The sequence below is a fragment of the Pedobacter alluvionis genome (assembly GCF_003664035.1).
GTDB classification, from domain to species: Bacteria; Bacteroidota; Bacteroidia; order Sphingobacteriales; family Sphingobacteriaceae; genus Pedobacter; species Pedobacter alluvionis.
In genome coordinates, this window is the sequence record NZ_RCCK01000011.1 from 793,625 (window position 1) to 813,490 (window position 19,866).

General features: G+C 37.0%; 17 protein-coding genes. 5 read left to right on the top strand and 12 right to left on the bottom strand.

From position 1 onward, the window contains the following. Window positions 1-15 precede the first annotated feature (15 nt). Window positions 16-780 (bottom strand): 5'-nucleotidase, lipoprotein e(P4) family, encoded by a 765-nt coding sequence (locus BCL90_RS11050; protein ID WP_121284027.1) that lies wholly within the window; start codon window positions 778-780, stop codon window positions 16-18. A gap of 202 nt (window positions 781-982) precedes the next feature. On the opposite strand from BCL90_RS11050, the gene BCL90_RS11055 reads away from it, so the two are divergent. After that, window positions 983-1,687, top strand: a complete 705-nt coding sequence (locus BCL90_RS11055; RefSeq protein WP_121284028.1) for a hypothetical protein — start codon at window positions 983-985, stop codon at window positions 1,685-1,687. Window positions 1,688-1,756: 69 nt separating this feature from the next. Here the strand turns inward: BCL90_RS11055 and BCL90_RS11060 are convergent, their stop codons facing one another. The 9 genes from BCL90_RS11060 to BCL90_RS11100 form a co-directional block, all read right to left on the bottom strand. Continuing rightward, window positions 1,757-2,884 (bottom strand): ATP-binding protein, encoded by a 1,128-nt coding sequence (locus BCL90_RS11060; RefSeq protein ID WP_121284029.1) that lies wholly within the window; start codon window positions 2,882-2,884, stop codon window positions 1,757-1,759. 198 nt (window positions 2,885-3,082) lie between these two features. Continuing rightward, window positions 3,083-3,979 (bottom strand): ATP synthase F1 subunit gamma, encoded by an 897-nt coding sequence (atpG, locus tag BCL90_RS11065; RefSeq protein WP_121284030.1) that lies wholly within the window; start codon window positions 3,977-3,979, stop codon window positions 3,083-3,085. Window positions 3,980-4,065: 86 nt separating this feature from the next. Then, window positions 4,066-5,640: a F0F1 ATP synthase subunit alpha gene (gene atpA / locus BCL90_RS11070; protein WP_121284031.1), complete on the bottom strand. Its 1,575-nt coding sequence runs from the start codon at window positions 5,638-5,640 to the stop codon at window positions 4,066-4,068. Between the two features lie 194 nt (window positions 5,641-5,834). Next, window positions 5,835-6,374 carry an ATP synthase F1 subunit delta gene (atpH, locus tag BCL90_RS11075; protein ID WP_121284032.1) on the bottom strand — a complete coding sequence of 180 codons (540 nt, stop codon included), beginning with the start codon at window positions 6,372-6,374 and terminating at the stop codon, window positions 5,835-5,837. A 118-nt stretch (window positions 6,375-6,492) separates the two neighbouring features. Further along, window positions 6,493-6,987: a F0F1 ATP synthase subunit B gene (locus BCL90_RS11080; protein ID WP_121284033.1), complete on the bottom strand. Its 495-nt coding sequence runs from the start codon at window positions 6,985-6,987 to the stop codon at window positions 6,493-6,495. Window positions 6,988-7,078: 91 nt separating this feature from the next. After that, the gene (gene atpE, locus BCL90_RS11085; RefSeq protein ID WP_055912908.1) at window positions 7,079-7,294 is read right to left on the bottom strand and encodes an ATP synthase F0 subunit C; all 216 of its coding nucleotides are present in this window, start codon (window positions 7,292-7,294) and stop codon (window positions 7,079-7,081) included. Window positions 7,295-7,335: 41 nt separating this feature from the next. Continuing rightward, window positions 7,336-8,469 (bottom strand): F0F1 ATP synthase subunit A, encoded by a 1,134-nt coding sequence (atpB, locus tag BCL90_RS11090; RefSeq protein ID WP_121284034.1) that lies wholly within the window; start codon window positions 8,467-8,469, stop codon window positions 7,336-7,338. 14 nt (window positions 8,470-8,483) lie between these two features. Then, a complete protein-coding gene (locus BCL90_RS11095; protein WP_244094992.1) occupies window positions 8,484-8,873 on the bottom strand; it encodes a hypothetical protein in 390 nt (129 codons plus the stop codon). A gap of 208 nt (window positions 8,874-9,081) precedes the next feature. Further along, on the bottom strand, window positions 9,082-9,300 hold the full coding sequence (locus BCL90_RS11100; protein WP_121284035.1) for an AtpZ/AtpI family protein: 219 nt from the start codon (window positions 9,298-9,300) through the stop codon (window positions 9,082-9,084). A 96-nt stretch (window positions 9,301-9,396) separates the two neighbouring features. On the opposite strand from BCL90_RS11100, the gene porW reads away from it, so the two are divergent. The 4 genes from porW (at window position 9,397) to uvrC (ending at window position 17,159) form a co-directional block, all read left to right on the top strand. Continuing rightward, a complete protein-coding gene (porW, locus tag BCL90_RS11105) occupies window positions 9,397-12,159 on the top strand; it encodes a type IX secretion system periplasmic lipoprotein PorW/SprE (RefSeq protein ID WP_121284036.1) in 2,763 nt (920 codons plus the stop codon). A gap of 9 nt (window positions 12,160-12,168) precedes the next feature. Then, the gene (locus tag BCL90_RS11110; protein ID WP_121284037.1) at window positions 12,169-12,897 is read left to right on the top strand and encodes a hypothetical protein; all 729 of its coding nucleotides are present in this window, start codon (window positions 12,169-12,171) and stop codon (window positions 12,895-12,897) included. 44 nt (window positions 12,898-12,941) lie between these two features. Further along, window positions 12,942-15,161, top strand: a complete 2,220-nt coding sequence (locus BCL90_RS11115; protein ID WP_121284038.1) for a transglycosylase domain-containing protein — start codon at window positions 12,942-12,944, stop codon at window positions 15,159-15,161. A 195-nt stretch (window positions 15,162-15,356) separates the two neighbouring features. Beyond that, window positions 15,357-17,159, top strand: coding sequence for an excinuclease ABC subunit UvrC (uvrC, locus tag BCL90_RS11120; RefSeq protein WP_121284039.1), 1,803 nt, complete (start codon window positions 15,357-15,359; stop codon window positions 17,157-17,159). A gap of 240 nt (window positions 17,160-17,399) precedes the next feature. Here the strand turns inward: uvrC and porN are convergent, their stop codons facing one another. Together porN and porM are read right to left on the bottom strand one after the other, a co-directional pair. Then, complete coding sequence (gene porN, locus BCL90_RS11125; RefSeq protein ID WP_121284040.1) at window positions 17,400-18,311, bottom strand: type IX secretion system ring subunit PorN/GldN; 912 nt, start codon at window positions 18,309-18,311, stop codon at window positions 17,400-17,402. Window positions 18,312-18,318: 7 nt separating this feature from the next. Beyond that, entirely contained in the window at window positions 18,319-19,851 is a 1,533-nt protein-coding gene (gene porM, locus BCL90_RS11130) for a type IX secretion system motor protein PorM/GldM (RefSeq protein WP_121284041.1), read from the bottom strand. Window positions 19,852-19,866: the final 15 nt, after the last annotated feature.

Below are 19,866 nucleotides of genomic sequence, written 5' to 3' on the forward strand. Positions count from 1 at the left end.
GAATAATTATAAAACTTAGTAACTTTTTAATCGTTCTAATCTTTGTTTCGCTTTATCTTTATCGCTAAGTTTTTCTCCCTGATACAAAGGCTTTTCCCAATCCCCGTACATTGGGTTGGGCAACACAATATACTTTGTTCCAAATAGGTGCTGATTTGTGTTTACCTGCTCGAAGGTATTTTTATTTTCGCGATAAAAAATGTTACTGAAATCGCTTAAATTATCGCCACATAGCAATAGAATATTGTGCGTTTCTGTAATTTTCTGGCGGCGTGGTTCTTTATTTGAAGTTCCTTTCGAGACCACTAAGTGTGCATCATCTGCATAAGGAAAGCCAAAGTGCTGCAGATTTTTTAGCGTAGCTGCATAATCTTTCTCATCGCGGTTACTCACATAAAAGGTTTCGATGTTTTTTGATGCTGCAAACTTTAAAAAAGCCAATGCACCCGGAACAGTATCGGCCTGAGCAAGATTGGTCCATTCTGTCCAGTCTTCAGATACATAACTTAGTCCTTTTTTAATTTCGTGCCCCTGAAAAGCAGAATTATCTAAAACGGTTTCGTCAATATCGACAATTACACAATTTGGTTTTTTACTGGTATCGGCCCATAAAGCTTCTTTTAACGATAAACGTGCAAAGTTATAAGCCTGGAAACATAAGGCCCTATATTCGCCCGAGGTTTGCTGCCAAAGTACCGCATTGGTATAATCCCGTGCAGGATTTTGGGCTTTAACAAAAAATGGAATAGTCAATAAGATAATGAGGATGTGTTTTTTCATAACCTGATATTAGGCTACAAAGATATTAAAAGCCGATAATTCCCCCCCCCAAAAAAATCTATATTTTTTTTGGGGGGGGATACATTTCCGTCAAAGAATAGCTACCAATCTTAACCAATAATCAGAATAATTTTCCTATCAATTAAAATTTTAGTTATAAAAATAACTATTTTTGGGTACACACAAATAAAATCATTTTATCATGAAATCTAAAACCCTGATAGGGATTGCTATTGCCCTATTTTTCCTTGCTGCCTGCAAGAAAGACAATCCCATTGATCCAACTATAGAAAAACCCGATCCTATAGAGTCTTTAAGAGATTCAGCTTCTTATACCATTGACGGGAAAACCTATAAGTCTATCGGTATTGAAAAAGGAGGTACATTTACAACCCAATCAAATCTCAAAATTACTTCAGGAGTAAACTTCAATTACGAATTAGAAGGGGACAAAGACTCTTTACTATTTGTAAGAGAATTTACTATTAGAGCAAGCTATACTAATATTACGATTTCATTTATTAAAATATATAATAAAAATGAAACCGAAAATACAAATGAAAATAATGGTGCGTATTTAAATTATCCTAAAAATAAAACAGAAATATTCACTCCTGGTTTTTATAAATACTCAACAGACTTTTTTAGGAAAAATTCTACATCTGGAATTGCATTTACAGTCATCAATCAACAAGGTGTATATAAATCGTATGGCCAATCAGATTTAGGTAAACCTGCATCTGTATTACAAACTGATCAAAATGGTTCGAAATTTGAAATTATAAGTTTAAAAAAACGAAAATCAGGATATCTATTAGAAGTTAAATTCAATGTAAATATTTTTGACGAAAATAAAAAACAGATGAGAATAGAAGATGGATATTTAAGATTAAGCGTATTAAAATAATTGATATTCATCTATAAAGCAAAAGTCCCAATTCAATTGAGAAATGGGACTTTTTTTTTGTAAAAACATTTAACCGTTCAAAAAAGTTCCCCTATCAGCTTTCGATATTAATGATGTTTCTGCATCGGGGTAAGCATGTGTAAAAGTAAGTGGAATTTTATTTTTCCCTCTTTCGCTCCATTTAAACTCGACAGCCAAAAGTTTTTCTTTTGTTTTTTCTATATAATCAATTTCCTGTTGTTGCGTGGTACGCCAGAAAAAGCATTCTGCTTCTATCTGGTTCTGGTGCAAAAACTTCATCCGTTCAGCGATCATATAATTTTCAAATAGTGCACCAACATCATTCCTGTTTGCTATTGGATTAAAATTCCGCGTAATGGCATTTACAATACCTGTATCATAAAAATAGATCTTTTTATTTTTTTTAATTTCGTTGCGCACATTACCCGAAAAGGCAGGTAAGCTAAAAACCACGAAAGATTTTTCGAGTAGGCTGATGTACTTATCAACGGTTTTCTGATCGGCCTTTACCAGTTGTGCCAGTTCAGAAAAGTTAACTTCGCTCCCAACCTGCAAAGCCAGGGCCTTCACAATTTTTTCGAAAAGTAGCGGCTTTTTAACATCTTCCAAAGTAAAAAGATCTTTATATAGATAACTATCTGCAAGTAATTTTAAGTGCTCTTCTGCGTTCTGCGGATCGTTAATAATCTCCGGATAGGAACCATAAATTAACCGTCGCTCCAGCGATCTTTCTTCGGTAATAAAGTCAGTATCATTCACCAGCTCTGCGTATGAAAATGGCAAAAGCATCATTTCATATTTTCTACCGGTTAAAGGTTCGTTTATTTTACCTGACAACTCAAATGCTGATGAACCCGTAGCAATAACCTGAACAGGCTTAAAGCGATCTACAATAATTTTAATGAGCAAACCTACATCATTGATTCTTTGAGCCTCGTCTATAAAAAGCACTTCGTAGCCAGCGAGCATTTGTGCTATTTGTGCCGCATTGGGTTTAGCCAAAGCTTCGCGTACATCAGCATCATCCCCATTAAGGTACAGGGTCTTTTTATCAACCTTTGCCAATAATTGTTCAACAAAAGTAGTTTTACCAGTTTGGCGTGGCCCAAAGATGATAAAGGCTTTCCCTTTAAAAAGCCTGGCAAAAGCATAATCCAACTGTTTACGAACAATCATAATAAAAAATCCTTACACAAAAGTATAATAATTTTGGATTACAATCCGTAAAAAACATAATAATTTAGGATTTCAATCCATAAAAAACATAATAATTTTGGATTATGATTCTATTACTTATAAAAAAACCCATCTCAATTAAGAAATGGGCTTTGTATTATTTGACTGAAGACTAATGACTTCCGACTATAGACTAAATTATCCGTTCAATGCGGCTGCACCACTTACAATCTCAGTTAACTCAGTTGTAATTGCTGCCTGACGTGCCTGGTTGTATGAAAGTTTTAAAGCTTTCAATAACTCACCCGCATTTTCAGTTGCTTTATCCATTGATGTCATACGTGCGCCGTGCTCAGAAGCATGAGAATCTAAAACAGCTTTATATAACTGAATTTTTACTGATTTAGGAATTAACTGCTCTACAATTTCTTCCTGAGAAGGCTCTAAAATATAATCAACGTTTGTTGTTTTCTTATCAGCTTTCTGATCCACTGCTGTTTCTTCTGCTTTAGGCAAAGGCAACAACTGCTCAGAAGTAATAATTTGAACTGCCGCATTTTTAAAACGGTTGTAAACAACCTCTACCTTATCAAAGTCTCCTTTAACAAATCCCGCCATAATGGCATCGGTAATCTTAGTTACGTTTTCGAAAGTTAGAGCAGCATACACTTCATTATTATTACCAATTACGTTATAGTTACGTTTTTCGTAAAAATCCTGAGTTTTCTTACCGATAGAAATAATGCTAACGTTACCATTTTTCAACTGTTCGCTATATTTCTCAGCAATTAAATTGTTGGCCGCTTTAATTACGTTCATGTTAAAAGCACCAGCCAAACCACGGTTTGAAGATACCGTAACAATTAAAACCTTATTGGGCTCGCGCTCCTGGATAAAAGGCGATGACGATCCCTCTAAACTTGCTGACAGATTACCTAAAATCTCTTTCAGTTTAGTTGCATAAGGACGTAAAGCGATAATTGCATTAGTAGCACGTTTCAACTTTGCTGCCGAAACCATTTTCATAGCCTTGGTAATCTGCTGTGTTGACTGTACCGATGCAATCCGGTTTCTTACTTCTTTTAAATTAGCCATTCTTTATTTCGTGAGTATCAAGAATAGGGTATCAAGTATCAAGACGAAGTTCATCTTGATACTTGATACTAACTACTCGATACTTATTAATATTTACTTGAAATCTCTTTTGCTACGGTATCTAATACACCAGTAATGGTATCATCAAATTTACCAGCTTTTAATGCCGCTAAAGTTTCTGGATGACGCATCTCCAATTGAGTTAAATATTCTGTTTCGAATTCCTTTACTTTATCTACTGGTACGCTACGCATTAAGTTTTTAGTACCAGCGTAAACAATTGCAACTTGTTTCTCAACAGTAAAAGGTGTAAACTGTGCTTGTTTCAACATTTGTACGTTACGTGCACCTTTATCTAAAACCGATTTGGTTGCAGCATCTAAGTCAGAACCGAATTTAGAGAAAGCCTCTAACTCGCGGTATTGAGCCTGGTCTAACTTTAAAGTACCTGCTACTTTTTTCATCGATTTGATCTGAGCATTACCACCCACACGTGATACCGAGATACCTACGTTAATTGCGGGACGGATACCTGAGTTGAACAAGTTCGACTCTAAGAAGATCTGACCATCAGTAATCGAAATTACGTTGGTTGGGATATACGCTGATACGTCACCTGCCTGAGTTTCGATAATTGGTAAAGCCGTTAATGAACCACCACCTTTAACGATATGTTTAATTGACTCTGGCAAATCGTTCATTGCTTTAGCGATATCATCGTTAGCATTGATTTTCGCAGCTCTTTCTAACAAACGACTGTGTAAGTAGAAAACGTCACCTGGATAAGCTTCACGACCCGGTGGACGACGAAGTAATAAAGATACCTCACGATAAGCAACTGCCTGTTTAGATAAATCATCATAAACAATTAATGCTGGTCTACCTGTATCACGGAAAAACTCACCAATTGCAGCACCTGCAAACGGAGCATAAAACTGCATTGGAGCAGGATCTGCAGCCGAAGCAGCAACAACAACTGTATATGGTAAAGCGCCGTTTTCTTCTAATGTACGTACAATGTTAGCAACGGTTGAGTTTTTCTGACCGATAGCAACATAAATACAGAATACTGGCTGGCCTGCTTCATAAAATTCTTTTTGATTGATAATGGTATCAATACAAACGGCAGTTTTACCAATCTGACGGTCACCAATAACCAACTCACGTTGACCACGACCGATTGGAATCATTGCATCAATTGCTTTAATACCTGTTTGTAAAGGCTCGTTTACCGGCTGACGGTAAATCACACCTGGTGCTTTACGTTCTAAAGGCATTTCGTAAGTTTCACCCAAGATCGGGCCTTTACCATCCAAAGGCTCACCTAAAGTGTTCACTACGCGGCCAAGCATACCTTCACCAACTTTAATAGAGGCAATTTTTTTAGTACGTTTAATTGTATCACCTTCTTTGATCTCGTCTGAAGCACCCAAAAGTACCACACCAACGTTATCTTCTTCAAGGTTTAATACAATACCTTGTAAGCCGTTTGCAAATTCAACTAACTCTCCCGATTGAACTTTAGTTAAACCGTAAACACGGGCAATACCGTCGCCCACTTGCAACACGGTACCAACTTCTTCCAGTTCGGTTTCTGATTTGAAGCCCGCCAATTGCTGTCTGATAATTGCCGATACTTCGTCTGGTCTTACCTCTACCATAATTTTACTTTATATCTTTTTATAAATGTTTAGTGCTTAGCGCATGGCGATTGGCGTTTTCCGCGCCATACGCTTATCGCAATACTCTTTTTGTTTGGCGGTTTGCGCCTGGCGTTTTACCACCTACACTTACGCTTCACTTTATTTTTTTTTAGACATTTTGCGAATCAACGCTAAACGCCTTACGCAAAACGCTATTGCGCAAATTCTTTTTTAAGTTTACTTAAACCGCTGGCAATACTTGCATCAAATTGCTTATCGCCAACTTTTAATATAAAACCACCAATTAGCTTCTCGTTAATTTTTTCATTAACAATCACCTGGTTGGCACCTAATTCTTTTTTTACAATCGCTATAATCTGTTCTTTAGCCTCAGGGCTTAAAGTAGCTGCAGTAGTTACATCAGCAGTAACAATACCTTTAATTAAATTATATTGTTGTATAAACTGTTTTGCTGTAGCAAATAAAATCGCAGAACGACCTTTGCTCACCACAATCTTGAAAAACGAGATGGTTAGTTTGCTTACTTTATCTGCAAAAATCCCGTTTAAAATACCTGTTTTCTTATCTAAAGGTACAATCGGGTTTTTTAATATTGCTTCTAGTTCAGGGGTTTCATCAACCACTTTTTCAAATAAAACCATATCATTATAAGAAGTTTCTAAGTCGTTGTTTTCAACGGCTAAGTCTATTAATGATTTGGCGTATCTGCCTGCAACTTTAATTTCTGACATATATTTAGGTGTGAGATGGAAGATGTGAGATGTGAGATGTGAGATTGAGTATTCAGAGTTAATCTCCTATCTCATATCTAGTGTCTCAAATCTAATGTCTCCTATCTATTTTCTCAAACTAGTTTAATTCAACGTCTTTTAACAAGTTAGCTACTAAAGCTTCCTGTTTGGTTTTATCATCTAACTGAGTACGTAAAACACGTTCTGCAATTTCTAATGATAAAGAAGAAACCTGGTCTTTAACTTCAGCTAAAGCGGCTTTCTTTTGGTTTTCGATTTCGATTTTAGCTTTCTCAATCAATTTAGCACCTTCTACCTGAGCTTGTTTTTTAGCTTCGTTCAAGATACCATCTTTCAAGGTTTTAGCTTCCTTTAAAATCTCATCACGTTCAGCACGTGCCTGTTGCATCAAATCCTGATTCTGGCTGGTTAAACGTGCCATTTCCTGCTTAGCCAATTCAGCTTTGTTAAGGGCCTCATCAATGCTTTGCTCACGTTCGTGAATGGCACCTAAAATAGGTTTCCATGCGAATTTTCTAAGTAAAATCAATAAGCAAATAAATGCTAATGATGTCCAAAAAACCAATCCTATGCTTGGGGTTACTAAATCCATTTTATCTAATTTTTTTAATCTTAATCTTGTTAATTAAGATAGAGTAAATAACCAATCGTTAAATACTCTATCTAATTTTTTTCAGCTTGAATTATTTAAGGCTGTTACCTAATAATGCAACTACCACACCGAATAAAGCAACACCCTCAATAAGAGCAGCAGCGATAATCATTGCAGTCTGAATTTTTGATGCAGCTTCCGGTTGACGAGCAATACCTTCCATTGCTTTACCACCTACCTGACCGATACCGATACCTGCACCGATTACTGCTAAACCGGCACCAATTGCCGCGATTGAACCTACCATAACTAATTTAATTTATATTAATTGTAAAAAATAGTTTTCTGTTAATGATGTTCTTCTACCGCCATACCAATAAATAAGGCAGTAAGTAATGTAAAAATAAAGGCTTGTAAAAATGCCACCAACAATTCCAACACATCCATAAATATTACGAATGCAACTGAAACAGGCGCAATAGCCAGTGTTTCAAAAATAAATATTAAGGAAATTAAACTCAATACGATAATGTGACCAGCTGTCATGTTCGCGAATAAACGAACCATTAAAGCGAATGGTTTTGAAATGATACCTACAACTTCTACTACAACCATTAAAGGCCATAACCAAAATGGAACATCGGGTAAAAATATGTGTTTCCAGTAATATTTGTTACCATTTAAGTTTACAATAAGCAAAGTTCCTAAAGCCATTACAAACGTCAATGCAATATTACCTGTAACGTTCGCACTACCTGGAAAAATTGGCACCAAACCCAATAAATTGTTAAAAAGAAGAAAGAAAAACGTGGTTAACAAATACGGCATAAACTTCGCGTATTTATGCCCGATGTTTGGCTTAGCAATATCGTCCCTCACAAAAATAACAATCGGCTCAATAAAAGATTGCAAACCTTTTGGCGCTTTACCAACACGTTTTTTATAAGCTCCAGCCACCGAAATAAATACAATAAGAATTACCAGAATTGCCACAAACATTGCTGCAACATTTTTAGTGATCGAGAAATCTAATACAGATTTACTTACTTCTTCATCCACCTTACCGTCAGCACCAACCACTTTAACATGATCCTCTTCTAAACGATAGTTATTATATTTACCGTTATAATCGTGCTCACCATGATGAAAATTGCCAGAAGAGAAAACCTCTAAACCACCAGGCGTATATAAAATTACAGGAAGAGGTAACGAAGTATGTCCCCAAAGATGCCACATATGCGAATCGGCAATGTGTTCCATAATTACTTTGGTAGGCTCAAATTTTTCTTTACCATGACTGGCTTCAGATCCGTGCTCACCAGAAGTTGCATGTGCAGATTCGGCAACCACACTATCAACAGGTACAACAGCGCTATCAACCTGAGCGAAAGTATCAATTTTGATAGATAAAAACGCGATTAAAAGCGTAAAAACAATAGTTAGCCTTTTAACTTTAGACACAAAAACTCGGTTACAATCCATTTATTGGCAGTTTTTTACTTTAAATTTTGGTGGCGCAAGTTACGTAACAAACAGTAAATTTCAAAGGCCGTAAACAATAAATATAAAGAAAAAAAATTAAGCAGAAATACTAGCCCAATTCCCTTTGCTTTTATACTGTAAATCAGCACAAAAGCCATACAAAAAATCATCTTCACTGCAATTGATCCCATAATGGCCATTATACCCACTTCAGGATCGCGTTTTACACCGATATCAACCAACATATATGCGATGTATGTGATACCGGCCAAAAAACCAAACATCACCCAAAAATTGTTTACCAATAACTGTTTATCGGGAAATAATAAAGGTAAAACGGCAACAACGCCTATTAATAAGCCTACAAAAATGAAATAGATACTGGTAAATTTGGCTAGAGTCAAGGTATAAATTCTTAGCAGATAAAAACTTTTGCAAAGATAAGGTTTTTAGTATCAAGTAACTAGTGAGAAAAGAATTATTGTTAGATTGGTAAAGTGTTTAAATTGTTTAATCGGTTAACTGAGGTAAATACCCTATTGCTGAATTGTTAAATTGATTAATTGTTGGCTGCATCTTGTTCAACAATCTAACAATACAGCCATTTAGCAATTATTTTGTCACTTGCCTGATGACCTGATATAACGCAATCCCTACACCTGCCAAAGCAAAAGCAGCAGTAATTAAGTTAGTTTTACTGTTTCTATGTTCATCGATCTTGTAACCAATAAAAGTAAGCAGACCAATGGTAGCAATCATTTGGAAACCAATGGCAGAATATTTGGCGGCTGCATTTACCTTTTTCTTTGTATCTTCTTTCTGATTTTCCATTTTTTAATGCAATAATTAAATTAACTTTGAATAATTAAAATTTGTTGCCAAATAAAATATTTTTCTACATATATTAACCTAAGAGATTTATCATACTTGAAAAATTACGCTAGCAAAAACTTAAATCCCTTTTTCATCTTTTTTAGTGTCCTCCTTATTTATGGCTGTGTCGCAAATAAAGATACAGCCGTAGATCGCAGATTTCAGAACTTAACTGCAAGGTATAACTATATCTACAACGCTAATGTTTTACTAAGCGAGTACAATGAGGGTATGTTACAAAGTTATCCCGATAATTACGAAAAAACCCTACCTGTTTACCTTGATCCTGAGCCGCAAATAAATCTGGTTTTAACCCCTGGTGTTGCCAATAAACAATTGGACGATGTGATCACAAAAGGACAAACCATCATAAACGATAAAAGTTTTAGCAACTATATTGACGATGCCTATATGCTTTTAGGTAAGGCAAATTACCTGAAAGGCAATTATTTTATCGCTTCTGAATACTTCGATTACACGGCAAAAACCTATAACAACGACCTTAAAACGTTCATTATGGCGATGAACTGGAAAGCGCGTAGCCAAATGCAATTGAACAATATGGTGCTGGCAGATAAAATTATCGATACCATGCTGCGTGCTTCTGATGAATTAAAAAAAGACCTGGCAGAACCTTTAGCTACTGCCGCTCAAATGCGTATTTATCAGAAACGCAATAAAGAAGCCATCTTATTTTTAGAATCGGCAATTGCGTTACCGGCCGAAAAACAGCTTCGTATCCGTTGGCGTTTTATATTAGCGCAGTTGCAGGAAAAAGAAAAAAATCTTCAGGATGCCTACGCTAACTTCACCAAGGTAGAGAAAAGCAATGCCCCTTTTGAAATGTATTTTCATGCCAATTTAAACCGCATTAAGCTGAAAGCATTATTAAGTGGCGTTAAGCTAAATAAAGAGGAACAGCTTTTAGCATTACTTAAAGACGATAAAAATTTTGACTATACCGATCAGATCTATTATCAGGTTGGAGAACTTTTCTCTGCTGAAGGAAACTTTGTAAAGGCTGAAGAGAATTACCATAAGTCAGTTTTAAAAAGCACAAGAAACCAAACTCAGAAGGCCTTATCTTACTTAAGAATTGCAGATTTAAACTTTAAAGAGTTTAACAACTACATTAAAGCGAAACTGTATTATGATAGTACGGTAATGATTTTACCTAAAAACTTTCCTGACTACGATAATATTGTTAAAAAGGCCGACAATCTTCAATATTTAACTGATAGGTATACTATTATCACCAAAGAAGATACCGCTCAGGCCATTGCCAAACTTCCTGCCGACCAACGCGAGGCAAAGGTAAAGGCTTATTTAACACCAAAGGTGGAGGTGGTCAATACCGGAGCTGTAATTAGCAACCAGTATTTAAACGACCCGGATTTCCCTAATCAATCACTAAATGCTTCGAACAATGTTGCTGGAAATACCTTTTATTTTAATAATAATGCTGCAATAAGCAATGGCTTTGGTGACTTCAAAAAACGTTGGGGTAATAGGCAGCTGGAAGACAACTGGCGCCAGAGTGTACGTTCATCTGCACAAGAAACCAACCAGGTTTTAGCTGGCGGAAAGGTAGCTACAGAAATTATACCTGCAAATGGCCAAACCAATGCGGCTGCCACCGACCAAACTTCATTAGAAAAGCAGTTTTTGGATGCTTTACCTACTACACAGCCGCTATTGGCAATATCCGACCAAAAAATTATTGATGCTTATTTTGAAATCGCCAGTTTTTACCAACAGGAACTGAACGATAAACCAGAGGCCAATAAAATATACATGGAACTGATCAAAAGATATCCTGAAAATAATCACCTCGTAGCCATTTATTACAGTCTTTACCTCAATTATAAAGGTTTAGATGAAGCAAAATCTGAACAGTACAAACAATTGGTGCTTACAAAATTCCCTGAATCTAATTTTGCGAAAAATATTTTAGACCCAACCTATTCTGCAAAGCAAACACAGATGGAAAACATTGCCATCAACAATTACAATGCAGCTTTTGATGCTTATGCAAGAAAAGATTATACCAATGTAGTAAAGCAGGCTAATGATAATATTTCAGCTTTCCCAAATAACGATCTGGCACCGCAGTATGCTTATTTAAAGGCAATCGCAGTTGGCCGTACCGCAAAAGTTGATGCCTTATTGACTGAATTTAACCTGATCACAACAAATTATCCAAACGATAAAATTATTACGCCATTGGTTCGTGATCATTTAAAATACATCGAGGCCAATCTGGATGAATTTAAACAAAGGCTGGTTGCCCTTATTGATTTTGATGCAAATGAACCCCGTTTTGTAAGTCAGGCCGCCCCGGTTGCTGTTCCAACAAAACCTTTGGTAGTTGAAAATCCTGTAACAAAAAAGGCTGAACCAACTCCTGTCGCCAAACCTGTGGAGGTTAAACCAGTTGATCCAACCAAACCTGTCAGCATTTTCAGTGCTGCAAAATCAGAAGAGTATTATTATGTAATCGATGTGGCCGATGCCACTTTAACCTTAAGTTCATCGCGTTTCGGGATCGGTCAGTTTAACCGCGGAAATTATCCCGACAACGATTTGGAACATAAATTGGTAGAACTGGATAACGATCAGTTGATTTACATTACAAGTTTTATCGACCTTGAAGATGCTAAACTTTACGAATCGAGCATTACAGGCCAGCTAAAGAACATTATGAAAGTTCCGGCCAACCTGTATAAGGCTTTTATCATTAGTAAAGAGAATTTTGGTAAGCTTACCGATAGACAGCGGATTAATGAATATCTGGAGTTTTTAAAAGACAATTACTAAAAAAACAACATGAAACTGTTTTTTATTTCAATGCTGTTCATTACGATTGCTTGCGCTTGTAAGTTTGCTGAAGATGGAAAAAACAGCGGAAATAAAAGTGTAAAACCAACATTGAAGATTAGGTATCTCCACGAAAAAGACCCGGATTTTAACCTGCTTAATAATTCCATTGTAAATATTGGCAAAGGAAAAACAAAATTATTGATCGATGTTAGGACTAAGTCTTTGGAGCATTATATTTTTGCATTCAAAGAAAACATCATCAAAATAAGTAATTATGGTGGCGATAGTGTGGATGTATATGGTTTAGACAATAAACCGGTGAGAAAGGATTACGTTGAGCCGGTTTCCGATACCACAAAAATGCTAAGTGCGTTTATAATTAAAGAACAAAACAATAAATACATAAAAAAGTGCACTTTCCAAGATTCGGGTAGCGAACTTTATTATCCTACCTTTGAATATAAATATTGCCTGGCAGATGATATAGACAATGACGGACAGCCCGAATTCTATTTAACTTATTTTGGTGAAAGTGACGGATTAGATGCAAAACCATTAAAAGTGATTACTTATTATCATTTCGAAAAGGTAAAAGCAACAGCATATTATCCGGCAGGGAATGAAGAAGACGAATATTATATAGATTACGACAAAAACTGGAAAACACTGCCAAAAATAATTCAGAAAAAAGTAAACCATATTTTGGAATCGCGGAAGAGTGAAACAAAACTATGACTTAATGAATTATAACAACAAATATATTAACCTGATTTATTAAAATGAACAAATCCCTTTCTGCACAAGAAACAAAAAGATATAGTTTACTCATCTGGAAAATACTGATCGGCGGAATTGCGCTCTTCGCTATCTTCATTTCGATGATCGGATTAGGTCTTTTTGGTGCACTACCCTCTTTCAGAGACATAGAACACCCGAAAAGCAATCAGGCTTCCGAAATTATTGCCGAAGATGGTCGTCCCTTAGGCACTTATTTTGTTCAGAACAGATCGAATGTTACTTATAAAGACATTTCTGAAAATGTAATTAACGGATTAATTGCGACAGAAGATACGCGTTTTAAAGAGCATTCGGGCATAGATTTTAAACGTACGTTCACCATTATCGGTTATAATTTAATTGGCAAAAAACAAGGTGCAAGTACCATTACTCAACAATTGGCTAAAAATCTTTTTCCACGCGAATCGAACCTTAATTTTTTCTCCCTGGTATTAACTAAGTTTAAAGAGTGGATTGTTGCTGTTAAACTGGAACGCAACTATACCAAAGAAGAAATTATAACCATGTATTTAAATACGGTCGATTTTGGTAACCAGGCTTATGGTATTAAATCGGCAGCCAGGGTTTATTTCAATACCACTCCTGATAAATTAACCTTAACCCAGGCAGCAACCTTAGTGGGCATGCAAAAAGGGATAACTATGTATTCGCCAACGCGTCATCCTGAGCGCTCGAGAGATCGTAGAAATACTGTAATGGCTTTGATGGTCAAAGCTGAGCTCTTAACCCAGGCGGAATTTGATGAACAAAAAGACAAACCCTTAAACCTGCATTTCAATGCCGCAACCGTTAATGATGGTATTGCACCATATTTCCGTTCGGTATTGAAAAATGACATCAAAAACATTTTTCAGGAGCAGTCGATTACTAAACCGGATGGTACACCTTACGATTTAGACCGCGATGGTTTGAAAATTTATACCACATTAAATTATGACATGCAGGTATACGCCGAGGAAGCACAAAAAGAATATATGAAAGTGCTACAAGCACAGTTTATCGCCAGCTGGAAAGGCAGAAATCCTTTTAAGGATAAAGCTTTACAGATTGAGCAGGGCGTTAAAAGATCAGACCGTTATAAATCGTTAAAACTGGAAGGTAAATCAGACGATGAAATTAAAGATGATTTCAACACCAAAACAGAAATGACCATTTTTACCTGGAAAGGTAACATTGATACGGTAATGAAACCCATCGATTCGGTACGTTATTACAAAATGCTTTTGCGTAATGCCATGATGACGATGGACCCAACCAATGGACATGTGAAAGCATGGGTTGGTGGAATTAATTACGAACACTTTAAATACGATCAGGTTAAAATGGGAACCCGTCAGGTCGGTTCAACAGCAAAACCATTTACCTATGCAGTAGCCATTGAAAATGGTTATTCACCTTGTTATACTGTACCAAATGTTCCGGTAACGATAGACGGTTACGGTGAACCATGGACGCCAAGAAATTCAGGCAAACCACTACCGGGCAGCATTACTTTACAAAAAGCACTGGCTTACTCGCAAAACTTTGTTACCGCTTATTTAATGAAACAGGTTGGTCCTGTAGCGGTATCTACATTAGCCACAAAAATGGGGATCCCTAATGTTCCGGCATTTCCATCTATTTGTTTAGGTACGTTCGATTCTTCAGTTTATAATATGGTAGGCGCTTACGGTGCTTTTGCCAATAAAGGCACTTATACCAAGCCGATTTATTTATTGAGAATTGAAGATAAAAATGGTGTGGTGCTATTTTCTCAAAAGGAAATACCAAAACCTGTAATGAGCGAAGAAGTTGCTTATGTAATGACCAGAATGCTGAAAGGTGTGGTTACCAACGGAACCGGCTCGAGATTGAATTATAAATACAAGGTAAATGCACCGATCGGAGCGAAAACAGGTACTACGCAAAATAACTCTGACGGTTGGTTTATGGCCATTACCCCACAACTGGTAACCGGTATCTGGACGGGTTGCGAGGATAGGGCTTTCCACTTCATTAGCACCAGCCAGGGTGAGGGTGCAAATACTGCTTTACCAATCTTTGCAGGATTTATCAAAAGAGTGTATGCTAACCCAGCATTGAAGATCAGTCATGCTGATTTCGAAGCGCCAAAATCGGGTATTTCCATCACGTTTGATTGTAACCAATACCAGCAACAGGAAGAAGGCGCAACAGAATTGGATGAGAAGTTAGGTTTTTAATGTTTTGGCGGTTGCGTGAAGGATAGCAGTGGAAATCCTTTTGTTGCCGCCTCGAGCGCGGCCGAAAGGCAACAAAAGATTATAACGGATAGCCTGACCCTTTGCGTAGCTTAGGAACACGCCCAAATTGTAAAATGTTTCACTTTGGTTCATTTTAATCAAAATTATCCCTCTCGAATCCTATTTTTGTAAATAATGAGCAGTTTCGACCATAAAACAGCATTAACAGCTATTCCACATAAACCCGGTGTTTACCAATATTGGGATGCTGATGGAAAGCTCATGTATATTGGAAAGGCGAAAGACCTGCGCAACCGTGTAGGTTCATATTTTAATAGCGACAGAAACCAATTTAATGGCAAAACAAGGGTATTGGTATCCAAGATCCGGAAAATCACCTTTACCATTGTTGATACGGAAATAGATGCCTGGCTACTGGAAAACAGCCTGATTAAAAAACATCAGCCAAAATTCAACATCAATTTAAAAGACGATAAAACCTATCCGTGGATTATCGTTAAAAATGAGAACTTTCCCCGCATTTACTGGACACGTAAGGTTATAAAAGATGGCTCTACCTATTTCGGCCCTTATGGCTCGATAGGCATGATGCACACCATTTTGGACCTGATTAAGGAAACCTATCCGCTTCGTACCTGCAGTTTGCCCTTAACAGAGAAAAATATAGCTGAAGGAAAATTTAAAGTATGCCTCGAATACCAGATAGGCAACTGTAAAGGGCCTTGCCAAAATTATCAGACGGAGAACGACTACGATAAAAATATAGGTGAGATTAAAGAAATCCTGAATGGTAAAATCGGGAATGTAATCCGGGATGTTAAAGGGGTCATTAAATCGGCATCAGAAAACTTGAACTTTGAACTGGCGCATCAATATGCAAGGAGATTAGAAGTACTGGAGAAATACCAGAGTAAATCTACCGTGGTAAATAGTGCTATTACCAATGTGGATGTGGTGAGTATTGCTTCAGATGAGCGTTATGCCTTTGTGAACTACTTAAAGGTGATGAACGGAACAATTATCCAGACACAAACCATTGAGGTTAAAAAGCAATTGGATGAAAGCGACGACGAGATTTTAACCTTGGCGATGTTGGAGTTCAGAACAAAATTTAACAGTACCTCGAAAGAAATTATTGTTCCTTTCGAGCCCTCACTGGAAGATGAGAGTTTAAAGTTTACCGTTCCTAAACTAGGGGAAAAGAAGAAACTTTTAGAGCTCTCGCAAAAGAATGTACTGTTCTTTAAAAAAGAAAAGCTTAACCAATATGAAAAGCTGAATCCAGATTTACGGACCGACCGGATTTTAACCACCATGCAGAATGACCTGCGTTTAACGCAGCTTCCAAAACATATTGAATGTTTTGATAACTCCAATTTTCAGGGGAAGTATCCGGTTTCAGCAATTGTGGTATTTAAGGATGCCAAACCATCTAAAAAAGACTATCGCCATTTTAATGTGAAAACGGTTGAAGGCCCTAACGATTTCGCGACCATGGAAGAGGCTGTTTTCCGTCGTTACAGGCGAATGTTGGATGAAAACCAGACTTTGCCACAACTTATCATTATTGATGGCGGTAAAGGCCAGCTTTCATCGGCTGTTAAGAGCTTAAAGTTATTGGGAATAGAAAATAAAGTGACGGTGATCGGTATTGCCAAACGTTTGGAAGAACTGTTCTATCCAGGTGATTCTTACCCTTTGTATTTAGATAAAAAATCGGAAACACTGAAAGTTATTCAACAGCTTCGTGATGAAGCCCACCGCTTCGGAATTACCTTTCACCGAAAGAAACGCGACCAGGGTACACTTAAAACTGAACTGGAACAAATTGAAGGTATTGGAAAAACAACTGCCGATAAGTTATTGACTCATTTTAAATCAGTGAAAAAGATTAAAGAGGCCACTGAAAAAGAACTAGCAGAAGTGCTGAACAAAAAACAGATGATTACGCTCCAGGCTTATTTTAATCAGAAATAATGCTTTAAATCTGATTTCGTAGAAGAAGAATTAAGATTTTTCCTGCTACTGCCGAAATAACAATTTATATCTGCAATTCTATGATCGATCTCTACCACACAAATCCGTCATCTCGACTAAAGCGTAGCGAAACGGAGAGATCTATATGAGTAGGTTTTCTTAAAATTCAAAATCCTTCACTATATTGAAACCATTATAAACAAAAAAGCTCCGATTTTCATCGAAGCTTTTTGTAATATTTTAATATTCCCAAAGACCTTGTTCGTAATCAAGAACAGATTTTTTAATTCTTTCTGATTCGTACAACCTTTCCCTTGGATCGCTAATAATATCTCTGATTTTATTGTCTCCGGGGTTTGACTCTTTTACAATATAACTGCTGAATAAGCGGCGAATAAAGAAATCATCGAAACTTAATGATGAAGCATCATTATTGGTATTAATCAAACGTTTCTTTGTTAAAATCTCCCTGGCTTCCGGATAGTATACCCAAAATACAGGCTGCCATTGTTTGGAAACCTCATTGTATTTTAATGGTGCTATACCCACAATACGCGGTTCGAAAATAGAACGTTTGGTATCGAAAATCCAGTCTTCTTTTATTCTGAATTTTAGGAATAACTCCGGGTTAAAATCATTAACAACCGTAGTAACCGTTCCGGTTTTATTGTTCGAAACCTCTGCTGTTCCTAAAGCTGATTTAGCTGCAGAATCTGCAGACATTGGATTAAGGAAAGCATCATCTTCGTTTAAGGCACTATCAATTGGCGAGTATGCTGTTAGTTCATCTTTTTTAATTGCTGCAATCAAAACATCAATTAGTCGTGATTTAGGCGATTTTAAGGCCGAGTTAACCGTATCACGTAAATCAATTTCTCTCCAGATCCTTTTTGCATAAAAAACATCCTCTTCCCTCACATCAGCCAAAGGAACCATTTCAGTACTATCAATGTCCTTACGGGCATAGAAACCATCTTTAGGTGGTACCTTTAGTTTCTTTTTAGCCGTTTTAACTGGAGCTTTCACCGTATCTGCTGCAGGAGCAGCAACTACTGGCGCAGCCTTCTTTGGCGCTAATTTGGTTGGCTTTTTTTGTGCAAAAGCAAACGCGGTTAATAAAACTAAAATAGCAATACTTAAAGTCCTTTTCATCTTCTTTTTATTTTACACTAAACGCTAATGAAGGCAGAATTCTTTGACGACCATCTGGCCCAACAGAAACAATATCTTCAAAAAACACCCTTGTTCCAGGCGTAATCGAGTTTATAGCACCTTTAACTGCACCAGCGAAATTTCCACCACTACCAGCAATGGTAACAGCATCGGAACGTGGTTTAATAATTGTTAATTTATAACGTTGTATTTTAAACTTAACATCAAAAGGAAAATCATCCAGATCTGCTTCAATTTCAGTTTCGCTTTTTAGCTGTACCGAAGCGATATCGCCTCCAGCGCGGCCACCAACTTTAGCAACAGGAGCTGGAATAGCTTTAACCCTGAATTTTTGTGAGCCTAAGCTAACTGTTTTACCAGCGTTATTTGCAGATACATTAATTGATACTTCCTGACCAACCATGCTTCCCGGAACATTCACGTTATAATTTCCGTTACTACCAGACATTGAACCTCCTGAAATTGACGCACGCACACTTTCTAATGGAAAACCAGCGGCTGAAATCGTAAATGGATTGGCAATACCTGCATAAATTACATTCAGTTTGGTTGAAGAAACGGATGCTGATGGTTTTGCGACCTGATAAGTTTGCGGTTGAGTTTTGTACTCCTTTACCTGGCCATCAGTTTGACGAACCCGAACAGTACCCACCCAGGTGAACTGACCAACACTACTGGTACCGCCTGTATAAGTTCCTTTACCATCTTTAACGGATAATTTACTTCCATTAACGGTAATATCAGGATTCGATCTCGAATCACTAGCTGTTAAAAATACTTCAGCAGTATAGGGCTGACCCTGGATTACATAAGAAGTAGGTGCTACTGCAACTGCTGCAAACTGATCCAGATTAACCTGTGCTTTATCCATATTTCCGAACAATTTCTTTACAACTTCAGCTTCAGCATTTTTAGTATCTGTTTGCAGTTTGGTTAAAATTGTCATGGCGGCGGTTAATGGCGTTCCTTCACCGAAGTAAGTTTCTTGCCAGTTGCCCTTTCTTTTTCTTACCGGATCTTTAGCTTCAAGAGAGAAAGAAACATTCGCTCTATCTGCAGGATCTAATAAAGAGATTAATTTCTCTCTGGTCGCATTAATTCGCTTCTTTAGCTCATCAGCTTTCTTTTGATTAATCATGATATTCTGTGCAATATCCTGATTAGATCTATTTACCAAATCCTCAGTTTCAGGATCGATTCCGTCACCTGCCTGAGTAAATTCTTTTTTAATGCTTTCAATATAATTATTTAAGTCATCAGCTGCTTTCTGAGCTTCTTTAGCCTTATCATAAATAGGCTGAGCACGTGCCGGCTCTTCTTTCAACTTCGAATTTTCGAAGGCAGAAAACAGCTGATTAATACTTGTGTTAACATTGTTTTTAGATGTATCCAAACTATCGTTGATATTCTTGAATGCATCTAAAATGGTATCTGATACGTTTAAGGCGAGCATGGCTAACAATACCAAATACATGATATTGATCATCCGCTGCCTTGTTGTTTCTTTTCCGCCTGCCATATTTGATGTAGCTTT

What these genes read in the sequence shown, in the direction of transcription:
- BCL90_RS11050 (WP_121284027.1), bottom strand. Translation starts at nt 780, where the DNA reads ATGAAAAAACACATCCTCATTATCTTATTGACTATTCCATTTTTTGTT.
- BCL90_RS11055 (WP_121284028.1), top strand. Translation starts at nt 983, where the DNA reads ATGAAATCTAAAACCCTGATAGGGATTGCTATTGCCCTATTTTTCCTT.
- BCL90_RS11060 (WP_121284029.1), bottom strand. Translation starts at nt 2,884, where the DNA reads ATGATTGTTCGTAAACAGTTGGATTATGCTTTTGCCAGGCTTTTTAAA.
- atpG (WP_121284030.1), bottom strand. Translation starts at nt 3,979, where the DNA reads ATGGCTAATTTAAAAGAAGTAAGAAACCGGATTGCATCGGTACAGTCA.
- atpA (WP_121284031.1), bottom strand. Translation starts at nt 5,640, where the DNA reads ATGGTAGAGGTAAGACCAGACGAAGTATCGGCAATTATCAGACAGCAA.
- atpH (WP_121284032.1), bottom strand. Translation starts at nt 6,374, where the DNA reads ATGTCAGAAATTAAAGTTGCAGGCAGATACGCCAAATCATTAATAGAC.
- BCL90_RS11080 (WP_121284033.1), bottom strand. Translation starts at nt 6,987, where the DNA reads ATGGATTTAGTAACCCCAAGCATAGGATTGGTTTTTTGGACATCATTA.
- atpE (WP_055912908.1), bottom strand. Translation starts at nt 7,294, where the DNA reads ATGGTAGGTTCAATCGCGGCAATTGGTGCCGGTTTAGCAGTAATCGGT.
- atpB (WP_121284034.1), bottom strand. Translation starts at nt 8,469, where the DNA reads ATGGATTGTAACCGAGTTTTTGTGTCTAAAGTTAAAAGGCTAACTATT.
- BCL90_RS11100 (WP_121284035.1), bottom strand. Translation starts at nt 9,300, where the DNA reads ATGGAAAATCAGAAAGAAGATACAAAGAAAAAGGTAAATGCAGCCGCC.
- BCL90_RS11110 (WP_121284037.1), top strand. Translation starts at nt 12,169, where the DNA reads ATGAAACTGTTTTTTATTTCAATGCTGTTCATTACGATTGCTTGCGCT.
- BCL90_RS11115 (WP_121284038.1), top strand. Translation starts at nt 12,942, where the DNA reads ATGAACAAATCCCTTTCTGCACAAGAAACAAAAAGATATAGTTTACTC.
- uvrC (WP_121284039.1), top strand. Translation starts at nt 15,357, where the DNA reads ATGAGCAGTTTCGACCATAAAACAGCATTAACAGCTATTCCACATAAA.
- porN (WP_121284040.1), bottom strand. Translation starts at nt 18,311, where the DNA reads ATGAAAAGGACTTTAAGTATTGCTATTTTAGTTTTATTAACCGCGTTT.
- porM (WP_121284041.1), bottom strand. Translation starts at nt 19,851, where the DNA reads ATGGCAGGCGGAAAAGAAACAACAAGGCAGCGGATGATCAATATCATG.